The 8,781-nt window shown below is 62.1% G+C and carries 9 protein-coding genes and 1 pseudogene; 4 read left to right on the forward strand and 6 right to left on the reverse strand.

From position 1 onward, the window contains the following. Positions 1–189: 189 nt before the first annotated feature. Together WBV42_RS01260 and WBV42_RS01265 are read right to left on the reverse strand one after the other, a co-directional pair. Positions 190–954, reverse strand: coding sequence for an MFS transporter (locus tag WBV42_RS01260; protein WP_423984431.1), 765 nt, complete (start codon positions 952–954; stop codon positions 190–192). Further along, positions 951–1,892, reverse strand: a complete 942-nt coding sequence (locus tag WBV42_RS01265; RefSeq protein WP_423984432.1) for an MFS transporter — start codon at positions 1,890–1,892, stop codon at positions 951–953. The genes WBV42_RS01260 and WBV42_RS01265 overlap by 4 nt, the downstream gene beginning before the upstream one ends. Positions 1,893–2,087: 195 nt before the next feature. On the opposite strand from WBV42_RS01265, the pseudogene WBV42_RS01270 reads away from it, so the two are divergent. Further along, positions 2,088–3,294, forward strand: a pseudogene (locus WBV42_RS01270) (cytochrome P450). A 17-nt stretch (positions 3,295–3,311) separates the two neighbouring features. Here the strand turns inward: WBV42_RS01270 and WBV42_RS01275 are convergent. Next, complete coding sequence (locus WBV42_RS01275; protein ID WP_423984433.1) at positions 3,312–3,629, reverse strand: hypothetical protein; 318 nt, start codon at positions 3,627–3,629, stop codon at positions 3,312–3,314. A gap of 1 nt (position 3,630) precedes the next feature. Continuing rightward, entirely contained in the window at positions 3,631–5,100 is a 1,470-nt protein-coding gene (locus tag WBV42_RS01280; protein ID WP_423984434.1) for a sodium-dependent transporter, read from the reverse strand. Between the two features lie 311 nt (positions 5,101–5,411). On the opposite strand from WBV42_RS01280, the gene WBV42_RS01285 reads away from it, so the two are divergent. Then, positions 5,412–5,951 (forward strand): hypothetical protein, encoded by a 540-nt coding sequence (locus WBV42_RS01285; protein WP_423984435.1) that lies wholly within the window; start codon positions 5,412–5,414, stop codon positions 5,949–5,951. Between the two features lie 25 nt (positions 5,952–5,976). Here WBV42_RS01285 and WBV42_RS01290 read toward each other — a convergent pair whose 3' ends face one another. Together WBV42_RS01290 and WBV42_RS01295 are read right to left on the reverse strand one after the other, a co-directional pair. After that, the gene (locus WBV42_RS01290; protein ID WP_423984436.1) at positions 5,977–7,206 is read right to left on the reverse strand and encodes an ABC transporter substrate-binding protein; all 1,230 of its coding nucleotides are present in this window, start codon (positions 7,204–7,206) and stop codon (positions 5,977–5,979) included. An 89-nt stretch (positions 7,207–7,295) separates the two neighbouring features. Next, the gene (locus tag WBV42_RS01295; protein WP_423984437.1) at positions 7,296–7,775 is read right to left on the reverse strand and encodes a GNAT family N-acetyltransferase; all 480 of its coding nucleotides are present in this window, start codon (positions 7,773–7,775) and stop codon (positions 7,296–7,298) included. A 130-nt stretch (positions 7,776–7,905) separates the two neighbouring features. On the opposite strand from WBV42_RS01295, the gene WBV42_RS01300 reads away from it, so the two are divergent. Together WBV42_RS01300 and WBV42_RS01305 are read left to right on the forward strand one after the other, a co-directional pair. Next, positions 7,906–8,394 carry an Lrp/AsnC family transcriptional regulator gene (locus WBV42_RS01300; protein WP_066143744.1) on the forward strand — a complete coding sequence of 163 codons (489 nt, stop codon included), beginning with the start codon at positions 7,906–7,908 and terminating at the stop codon, positions 8,392–8,394. Next, the coding region (locus tag WBV42_RS01305; protein WP_423984438.1) for an aminotransferase class I/II-fold pyridoxal phosphate-dependent enzyme at positions 8,391–8,781 on the forward strand (391 nt) is incomplete at its 3' end. The genes WBV42_RS01300 and WBV42_RS01305, both read left to right, overlap by 4 nt.

The raw sequence follows: 8,781 nt of genomic DNA on the forward strand, positions 1-8,781 counted from the left end.
GGACGACGGAGGGCGGCGCGCGAGCGAACGCCGGTGCCGTCCCCCGGCACCGCGCGTCACTGATCGACCGGACCTCCGGTACCGTTTTCGACCGCTATCACTGTTTTGACCGCAATCACCGCTATCACCGCTATCACCGCTTTCGACCGCGAATTCCTCAAAAGGCAGACACGGTCAATAATTCCCCGTTCACTCCTCGTCTACCTCCGAGCGACGCGTGTTCGGCAGGAACCCGGAGAGTATCAGCTGTAGGAGGACGAACCCGACGACGAGAACCAGCGCGATCTGTACCGCATCGACGGCCGCGGTCTCGACGATTCGGTTCAACAGTCCCTGAACCGCTTTCGGAAGCCCCCCGGCGGCGGCGCTGTTCCCCGGCGAATTGAAGTTTTGCGCCGCATCTTCGAGCGACTCGACGAGTCGGCTTCGTTCGGTTTGTGACACCTTGATGCCCGTGGAGTTCAGGACCTGATCCACGATGCCGCCGTACAGACTCGCCAGGAATATGCTCCCGACGACGGCGTTACCGAACCCCCGTCCGAACTCCTTTCCGGTTTCGAGGATACCGGATGCTTCACCGCCCTTCTCGTTGCCCGCCGCGGACAGTGACACGTTCGAGACGGGCGCTCGCATGAGACCGGCACCCGCCCCGAACACGGCCAACGGTGCCACCATCGAGCCCACCGAAACGGTCGGTGACAGCACGGTTCCGAGCAGGAGCAGTCCCACGACGAACAGGACGACGCTGACCTGAATCATGCGCTTCGGCGAGAGGTACTTCTCCACCGTTCCGGACCCCAGCGAGACAAGAATCGCGGCGACGGCGAACGGCAGGAACGCGGTGCCGATGGTCAACGGGTCGAACCCGACGGCCATCGCCAGAAACGTCGGCAGGACGAACCCGAACCCGGTCGTGACGATGCTGTAGATGGCGTAAATCGAAAGCCCCGTCACGTACACGCGTTCGTGAACAGTTTCGGGCGGAACAGCACGGCTTCCCCGCGGGACAACCGTCGTCGCTCCCACTCGACGAGACCCCACAGCACCGTCAGCCCGAACCCGAAGACGAACGGGACGATGGAGAGCCCGAACGGCGCGATCGTCACGCCACCGACCACGAACGGGCGAATCGGCGTCACCCACCCGTACTGCCCCGCCAACAGGAAGCCGACGATGATGGCCCCGACGCTGAGAAACGAGAGGACGGTCCCACCCCAGTCGAACACGGCCTCCTCCTGCGTCTCGGTCTCACGAACCGTAAACAACAGCAGGAACGCCGCGAGCAGGCCGACGCTTTCGAGGCCGATGGCCAACCGCCACGTCGCGACCGTGGCCAGAAATCCCATCAGCAGCGGTCCCACGGCCTGTGCCGACGCGGTGACCGCACCCCACACGCCGAACGCGGTCGCCCGCCGTTTCCCGTCGTAGGTGGCGAGAAGCAACGCGAGCGAGATGGGTGTCACCATGGTGTCGGCGAACGCCTTGATGACCGACCAACCGACGATGAATACCCCGAGCGACGGGCTCAACGCACCGATGAGCGACCCGATCGAGAAGAGCACGATTCCGTACCTGAAGATCCGTTTGTTGCCGTAGAGGACGCCGAGCGCAGCGCCGGTCAGCAACAGCGGTGCATCCACCACCGAGTAGATGGCCAGCGCGGCCTGCACGCCGCTCGCACCCGTCCGCAGGTCGGTGCTGATCGGTTCGATGGCCACGGGAATCATCGCTCCGTCGAGGCTGACGACGAACATGACGATGGTCACGACGACGAGCGTCCCCCACGTGTCGAGGAACGACCCGGTTTCCCCTTCCGCCTCCGTCCCCGTTTCCGTGGTTTCAGTCGCCATCGACCCCTCCGAGGTGAGCGATTCCGAACTGCCGTCGCTCACGTTTCCGGTCACTCGTGTCCATTAGTAATCCCCCCGAACGGGCGTACAACACTCACGGTATTAAATAATGTTAACAAATTTATTCTATGACGGATGAATGACCGTTGATCTGTCGAAAATCCGCTCTACGTCCTTTTATCCGGGCCACTCGACACCACCAAAAAGCCTATAACTGACTGAATGATCGTTCAATCAATGGCGTCCGATCAACCCGCGGCGGTCCTCCGCCCTCCGAAAGCGCTGCGCGACAGGGAACGACAAGTGGCACCGTTCGACTGGTACGAAAAGATGCGTCTCGAATCGCCCGTCCGGTACGACGACGACCGGAACATGTGGGACGTGTTCCGATACGAGGACGTCGACCGCGTTCTCTCCGATTACGAGACGTTCACGTCCAACGTACGCGACGCCACGGAGTCGCCGTTCGACGACGACCAGCAAGGGTTCAACCGGACGATGATCAACACGGAACCGCCCGAACACGACCGACTTCGCGGTTTCGTGAACGAGCGATTCAGGCCCGGAACGATACGCGAACTGCAACCCCGACTCGAAGCGCTGACCGACGAGTTCTTGGACGGAATCGCGGACGAAGATCGAATCGACGTCGTCGGCGATTTCGCGTACCCGTTCCCCGTGACGGTCATCGCGGAACTGCTCGGTATCCCCGCCGACCGCCGGGACGAGTTCAAGGCGTGGTCGGACGCGCTCGTCGCCAGTCCGCGCGAGGAGACGAAAGCGGCGGTCGAAAAAAATCAGCAGGAGCGCCAACGCGCTCGTCGGGAGATGGGCGAGTACTTCGGCGACCTCCTGGACGAACGATCCGACGGGGACGGCGACGACCTCGTGACGCTCGCCGCGACGAGCGACGAACTCGACCGGGAGGAAAAGGTCGGCTTCTGCATGCTGCTCCTCATCGCGGGCAACATCACGACGACGAACCTCATCACGAACGCGATCTGGTGTTTCCACGAACAGGGTACCATGGAAGCAGTTCGATCCGGCGAGATCGACCGCAAAAAAGGCCATCGAGGAGGTGCTCCGCTACCGCTCGCCCGTCCAGTCGCTTCGCCGTGTCGCCGCCCGCGACGTCGAAGTCGGCGGTAAATCCATCGAGAAGGGCGACGTGATCTCGGCGTGGATCGCCTCGGCGAACCGCGACCCCGACGTGTTCGACGACCCCACCGAGTTCCGTCCCGAGCGCAGTCCGAACCGATACATCGCGTTCGGCAAGGGAATCCACTACTGCCTCGGCGCACCGCTCGCTCGCGTCGAGGCCGACGTCGCCCTCAAGGCGCTGTTGGAACAGTTCGACACCATCGAGCCGACGGACGGGGCGAAAAAACCGGTTCCGAGTCAGGTGCTGTACGGACTCGAAAGCCTTCCGTGCCGCGTGGAATAAAAGACGGAATTACCGCACTACAGCTTTTCGAGCGAGTCTATCTCGCTCCGATCCCAGTCGTAGAACGTCGTGTCGATTCGTCTGAGCGTCTCGACACATTCGTTGTATCGGTCACGGGCCTCGTCCGCGTGCTTGTCGCCGGGATTCGCCCGAATCCACTCCCGGAGTTCGGTCAACGAGCGGGGCGAGTAGGTGTCGATCTCGCCCTGTTCGTCCAACAGTTCGAGTTTCTCGTCCTCGTCGCGCAGGGAGCGAACGAGCGCCCACACTGCAGTTCCCCAGAGGACGATGATCGCACCGAACATGACGATCCACGTGCTCGTTGAGAGTGCCATCTCAGTCACCCCCTCCTGCGGCAGTATCCGACGCTTCACGCGAGCCTCCGCGGCCGCGAAGTGCGCCCATGATGAGGACGGAACCGACGAGCAGGACGGCCATCAGCACGACACCGCCAACGGTCTGGACGAGTGATGTGCCGAGATTCATCCAGACGTAGTCGCCCATTATCAGTACCATCACGATGGGGATGAGGTACTTGATGACGAGCACCCACCACCGACCGACGTGAATGTCGGAGTTGCGGTTGAGCGCGACGACGCGCATGGGTTCGGCTTCGAGTTTCCACCCGACAGTCAGGATGATGAGCAGGGTCGCGAGCGGCAGGCCCCAGTTCCCGAACATGAAGTCCATCGTGTTGAGGAAGTCCCCGGAATAGGCGCTCGGTAGACTGAGCAGCCAAATGATACCGACGACGGCGAGCACGGTGCTCTTCCGGCTCAATCTCGTCTCCTCGGAAATCGTCGTCACCGCGACTTCCGTGATGGCGAGTCCGGACGAGAACGTGGCGAACAGGAAGCCGACGAAGAACAGGATGGCCCAGACCTGCCCGCCCGCCATGCTTCCGAACACTTTGGGGAGCGCGACGAACGCCAGTTGGGAACCGGCGCTCGGTTCGAGGCCGAACGCGAACACCGCCGGGAAGGTGGCGAAGATGGCGAGCAGACCGATGCTCGTGTTGCCGATGGCAGTGAAGACGCCACCGCCGAGTGGCACGTCGTCGTTCTTGCTGAGGTAGCTCCCGAAGGTGAGTGCGATACCCCAACCGAGTCCGGTGGAGAACAGCGCCTGTCCGAGCGCGGCGATCCAGGTGGACGATTTACTGAGGTACTCCCATTTGGGAGTGAACGCGAACGCGAGTCCATCCATCGCGCCGGGGAGCGTGAGTCCCTTGATTCCGATCGCGATGAGCGCGAGGACGAGGAACGGAATCATCCATTTGACGACGCGCTCGATGCCGTCCTTGATGCCGAACAGGAGCACACCTGCCGTCGCCGCCATCGCGATGGTGTCCATCCCGACGGTGAGCAACGGCGATCCGGAAAACGAATTCCAGAACGGCTCCGACGCGAAACTGGGTTGAGAGAACGTCAGAAGGAGCGAGTGCGCCGCGTAGTACAGCGTCCACCCGATGATGGGCGCGTAGTAGGACATCAACGCGATGTTCACGAGGACGACGACCAACCCGAGTCCTTCCGCCCGACCCTCGCCGAAGGCGGATTTGAACGCTCCGATGACGCCGCGATCCGTGTACGACCCGAACACCGTCTCGGCCATCAGGCCGGGGACGGCGATGAGGAACAGGAGGATGATGTACGCCACGAGAAACGCTCCACCCCCGTTCTCGCCGGTCGTAAACGGCATTCGCCATATGTTTCCCGCGCCGACCATCGCCCCGAGCATCGCCATGAGGAAGCCGAACCGACTCCCCCACTGCTCTCGTACTGTCCGTGCGCTAGCATCTGACATGGTACGCCGATGCCAACGTCCGGCAGTCCCTTATATTGATACGGTCACGCCATGATGGTTTGCAGAATACGATAGAACGTCGGATATTTTCTCAGAATATTTGATTGTGGTCGAGCGGGTCCCGTAGAATACGGTTTCCGCTCCTCGACGACAACACGAACGATTGCGGTCGAATCCACCAATAAATCGTATGGCACGATATGAAATGAGTTGGAGTCTCCCGTGGTTCTCGACGGTCATCGCCCGAACTCCCCCGTCTCGGGGGGTGTTCCGGCGATACAGTGATGTGACTCCCGGCTGAACTGTTCTCAATGCCCTCCCCGTCACTCCACATCACGAACTTCGCCGACGAACGGTGTCGGTTCGACAGCTACTGGTCCCGACTTCGCGAGTTGGACGTGCCGGTTCCGAAGACGACGTTCGTCCCGCTCGAAACGGACGAGGACGGGATTCGCTGGGAGACGGACGATATCCTCGCGTTCATGGAGGAAAACGAGTACGACCGCGCGTTCGTCCGGACGCAGGTCAAGGCCGCGACGGTGCGGTTGCGCGACGGGTCGTTCATCTATCGCCGCGACCCCGAGGTCATCGACGACGTCGTCGAGTCGTTGCTCACCCAGAACGTCGAACAGGGGTGGCCGCACGGGGACGGGTTGGTCGTGCGCGAGTGGCTCGACTTCGACTTCTGCATCCACCCGAAGCACAACTGCCACCCGTCGGTTCGGTTCTTCGTGGAAGACGGCGAGGTTCTCGGCCACACGCCGATGACCGCCGAGCGGGCGACGAACGTCTGTGACGACACTTCACTCGGCCGCGTTGTACGGGACGAAACCGGAGACGGAAAGAAGTGAGTCGGTGGGTGCGACCTGGTGGTAGCTATTTTCCGGTGACGATGTCGGCCAGCTTCGTGCGGTCGAACAGCTGTTCGTCCTCGGGAATCTCGGGGTACGGCTTCTTCTTCTCGTAGCCCGGCCACTCGCCGAACTGGTCGGGATACAGTTGCTTCGCGGTCATTTCCAACTGGAAGAGGTTCATGAGCGGCCCCTGATACCGCATTCCGGACGCGTAGAAGCGGTCGTTCTCGATGGCCGAGAGCTTCCCTCCGGCGGGGTGGTTCTGGATCTTCTTCTTCATGTCCTGAACGTAGTAGCCCGGCGAGACGCCCCAGAGGTGGAGGATGACGTCCGGGTCCACTTCGAGCATCGTCTCGTAATCGACGGTGCCCCAGAGGCTGCCCCAGTCCTTCTCCGCGAAGGCGTCCTTCGCCGCGAGCGGGCGGGTGTCGGCCAACCAGTAGCCGGGTTTGTTGAGGTGATACGTGTAGAACTTCCCGTCGCTGTAGGTGACGCGGACGGCCGTCGGTCGCTCTGTTTTAGGCGGGAGCTTCTCTTTAATGGTCGAGATCACGTCGTCGTGAATCCCTTTGAGCGCGTCGTAGCGCTCCTTCTCCTGGAACACGTCCGCCACCTTGCCGAACATGTCCCAGAGGCCGTAGTACTGGTAACCGTCGCGGTACCCTTTCGGCGGTTCGCCGTTCGTTCCGCTGTAGAAGTTGCCGAACCACGGCCCGACGTTCTTCCCGACCTTTTCGACGTCCGACTTCGACCAGTTCTTCTGGGTGGAGACGTAGGCGGGATCGGCGAAGTGTACGTCGCTGTCGAGTTGGTAGAGTTGCTCCTCGCTCAGACTGCTCCCCAAGGCGTTCGGCAAGTCCTTCCACTCGAAGGAGACGCCGTCGAGCCGGTCGTAGTACGTGTTCATCGTCTTGCCGGACATCTCCGGCACGTAGATGGCGTTGACCGCGTCGCCGTGGCCGAGCGCGACGGCCATGTCGGCGTACTGCGGGAAAATCACGAAGGCGCTTTTCGGGACACCATCGAACTCGACGTTCCCCATCGGCGACATCGAAACCGAGTACGGGCCACCGTCGTTCGAGGTCGTTTCCCCGGAGGTCGAGGACGCATTTCCGGTGTCCGAGGTATCCGTCTGTCCATTCGCCGAATTCGAGCCATTGTCACTGCACCCGGCGAGCAACCCGCCGACGACGAGCGCACCGCCGCCCCGGAGATAGTCGCGTCGGGACGGGTTCGGTGGTGTTCCAGACATACGTGTTTAGGCAGGCCTAAACGCTGTTTATCCTTTTTGGTTTTCCTGACATCCCGTCACGTAGCTAACCCGAACAGTCTCGCGGACCGTTATTCCATTCGCTTCTCCATCACGACCACCGGGAACGCGACGTCACGTCCGTCGTACCCCTTCGTGACTGCCTCTTCGGTCACGGGACGGTAGCCCATCCGCTCGTAGAACGCGACGGCGTTGCGCGACGACCACAGTTCGAGTCGGGGCAATCCGGCACCGCGAGCGTAGCCCTCCAGATGGGAGAGAACCACCGACCCGACACCTCGTCGAGCGGCGTCCGGATGCACGTACACCGCCCGCACTTCATCGTTTTCCGGGACGAGATGACCGTATCCGACCACCTCGTCCGCTTCCGCAACCACGAGGTAGTGACCCGGTTCGTCGATGGGATATCCCGCGGTTCCATCGTCCTTCTCGGCCCACGCCGCGACCTGCTCTTCGTCGTACGCGTCCGGGCCGAACGCATGGATTGCCGCGACATGGAGCGTCAGAATCTCGTCGACGTCCTCCCGCGTCGCTTCTCGAACTCGCGTCATCCAGTTTCCGTTCCCCGACCACTGGCATCAACGACTTGATCATGCAGAGACGACTGTCTCTCTGGCTTACAATGGCAATACTTGTCACACACGACCAAACTACTTGTGCTCGCGTCTAGAACGGGATTCTATGGAACCGAAACGGGAACTGCTCGAACTGCTGCTGTCGAACGCCCGCGAGAGCCCCACAGACCTCGCACGACAGACCGGACTGTCGGAGTCGGAAGTCGAATCAGGGATCGAAAAACTCGAAGCGGACGGCGTCGTTCGCGGCTATCAGGCGGTCGTGGACTGGCACAACGTGGACGACGAACACGTCCAAGGGGAGGTCGAACTCAACGTCGAACTCGACCGGGAAACCGGCTACGAGGAGATCGCCCGCCGAATCGCCAAGTTCCCGCAGGTCGTCTCGCTCAGACTGGTCAGCGGCGACTACGACTTCGCGATCGACGTCGAGGGCGATTCGATGCACGACGTGTCGAACTTCGTCTCCGAGCAGATCGCACCCATCCCGGAGGTGACCCAGACGGTCACCCACTTCGTGATGGAGACGTACAAGGAACGCGGCATCGAGTTCGAGGACCGCGACGAGGACGACCGCCTCTCGATCTCGCCATGAAACCGGCCGACCGAGTTCAACAGGTCCCGCCGTCCGGCATCCGTCGGTTCTTCGAACTCGCCGAGGAGCGCGACGACGTAATCTCCTTGGGTGTCGGCGAACCGGACTTCTCCGCGCCGTGGGCCGCCCGAACCGCCGCCATCGACGCGCTGGAGCGCGGAAAAACGTCCTACACCGCGAACCGCGGCCGCCGGAACCTTCGGCGAGCCATCGCCGACCACGTCCGGCGCTACGATCACGAGTACGATCCGGACGATGAGATTCTGGTGACCGCGGGCGCGAGCGAAGCCATCGACGTGGCGATGCGCGCGCTGGTGAACCCCGGCGATACCGTGGCGGTCCACCAACCGTCGTACATCTCCTACGTCCCCGGCGTCGTCTTCGCGG

Source organism: Haladaptatus sp. (genome assembly GCF_049589095.1).
Classification (GTDB): Archaea; Halobacteriota; Halobacteria; order Halobacteriales; family Haladaptataceae; genus Haladaptatus.

Excerpts from the sequence above, each read along its gene's own strand:
- WBV42_RS01275 (WP_423984433.1), bottom strand. The coding sequence starts at position 3,629 with ATGGCACTCTCAACGAGCACGTGGATCGTCATGTTCGGTGCGATCATC.
- WBV42_RS01280 (WP_423984434.1), bottom strand. The coding sequence starts at position 5,100 with ATGTCAGATGCTAGCGCACGGACAGTACGAGAGCAGTGGGGGAGTCGG.
- WBV42_RS01285 (WP_423984435.1), top strand. The coding sequence starts at position 5,412 with ATGCCCTCCCCGTCACTCCACATCACGAACTTCGCCGACGAACGGTGT.
- WBV42_RS01290 (WP_423984436.1), bottom strand. The coding sequence starts at position 7,206 with ATGTCTGGAACACCACCGAACCCGTCCCGACGCGACTATCTCCGGGGC.
- WBV42_RS01295 (WP_423984437.1), bottom strand. The coding sequence starts at position 7,775 with ATGACGCGAGTTCGAGAAGCGACGCGGGAGGACGTCGACGAGATTCTG.
- WBV42_RS01300 (WP_066143744.1), top strand. The coding sequence starts at position 7,906 with ATGGAACCGAAACGGGAACTGCTCGAACTGCTGCTGTCGAACGCCCGC.